This window comes from Flavobacterium sp. W22_SRS_FK3, assembly GCF_052113665.1.
Classification (GTDB): domain Bacteria; phylum Bacteroidota; class Bacteroidia; order Flavobacteriales; family Flavobacteriaceae; genus Flavobacterium.
Window position 1 is genome coordinate 1 of record NZ_JBGQOF010000062.1, and the last position, 1,641, is coordinate 1,641.

Below are 1,641 nucleotides of genomic sequence, written 5' to 3' on the forward strand. Positions count from 1 at the left end.
CGAAAAACCCATAGTTGCGGAATCTCAGCGGTTCCGTTCAACACGGGCTTCATTGTTCGTGCTACGCACGCAACGAAACTCTTGCTGTTGGCAGATCGTTTTTTCTTATTCTAGTTTCAAGTTGTTCTCTTTTAGAAAATTTTGCAATTCTTCTTCCCAAATTGGAAACTTTTTGAATTCGTCTTTTCTGGTTTTTATAACTTCAAATCCTTTGTTGATAGTTTCTTTATCTTTTAATATTTTGATTGCGTCCATTATTGAAAATAGTCCATAAGCACTTTGATTGGTTTTCATTTTTTCAATAAATGAGTTTTTAATCAAGATTAAACTCTTTTTGTCTTTTAATTCTTCAACGAAACTTGGTAAGCTTAAATCGTCAATTTCAACTATGTTTTTTTCTAATGCTATTAAATATTTCTCGTTTGAATATTTTTTTAATTCTTTTAATATGTGAACTAATTTTGCTTCTTCATTCCAAGTTAAACCACTTTCCATATCTTTTAAGAAATTAGTGTCGTCATAAATATTTTTATGAATAATTTCGGCTTCTCCATTTAGTATTAATCCATTAAATAAGAAGTTTTCAACTTCTATTTTAGAATGATTTTTTTTAAAATTTTCAAAAATGTTGTATGAAATTATTTTGTTTGTTAGCCATAATTTTTCCAATGAAGGATAAAATAATTCACAATTATTCATTTCAATTTGATTGTAAATTGTACTTAAACAATGATTTCCACAATCATCCTTTTTCAAATCTTCAATTTTAAGTTGAATAACTTTTTCAACTGTTTTTACAGTTTCTGGAGTACAAGATTTTGCTAAAGCAAACATATATTGAAAATCATCAAACTTAATATTGTTTTCTAATATTTCTCTAAATTGCTCATTTGGGAATTCTTCAATTGCAGGCAAAGCATTTATTCCGAAGCTTTTGATTAATTCTATGTCACTTTCTTTTTTGTATTTTGCTATTGTAACTAATAGAGTAGAAGACTTATTTTCTACTACAATTTTTCTTATTGGATTATAAAACTCTTCAGTTTGCGGAATCCAATAATGTATGCTTTCCAATAATTTTATGTTAATTGGATTTTTACTTAATACTTTACGAACTAAAATTTCTTTGTTAGAAATTATTTCCTCTTTTGAATAATTTCGATTAAATGTCAAACTTTGAAACATAAAATTTGGAAAACTTGCACTACTTGATAGACATTCAGTTGCATAAACCAACGTATCCTTTGAATCAATTAAATCATCGTAAATATCAAATACTTTTTTACTTTTTCTATTTATTAATGTTTCAATAGATATTCCTTTCGTGAATGTATTTTTACCATTTAATGAAAGGAAAACTAATTCATCTTCGGTTGCTTTTTTATCAAGTAATTTTGAAATTGAATCATTTTTCCAACCCATTGCATTGAAAGTTTTATAATCTTCGAAAGGTTTAATAAAACTTTCTAATTCTTTTGAAATTTGAGAATTACAATTAATGAAATTAAAAAGTAAAATGCTTAAAATTAGTCTTTTCACGATTTTTAGGTTTAAAATGTCTGCCAACGTCAGTCTGTGAAAAAACTTCCGTTTTTGTTTTAAACAAATATAGAAAAGTATTGTTTAAAAACAGGATTTTTC

At 26.0% G+C, this 1,641-nt stretch carries 1 protein-coding gene; it reads right to left on the reverse strand.

Annotated features, from left to right (window positions below; translation table 11 throughout):
* Nucleotides 1-105: 105 nt before the first annotated feature.
* Nucleotides 106-1,539 (reverse strand): hypothetical protein, encoded by a 1,434-nt coding sequence (locus ACEN2I_RS19920; RefSeq protein WP_441767825.1) that lies wholly within the window; start codon nt 1,537-1,539, stop codon nt 106-108.
* Between the last annotated feature and the right edge of the window lie 102 nt (nt 1,540-1,641).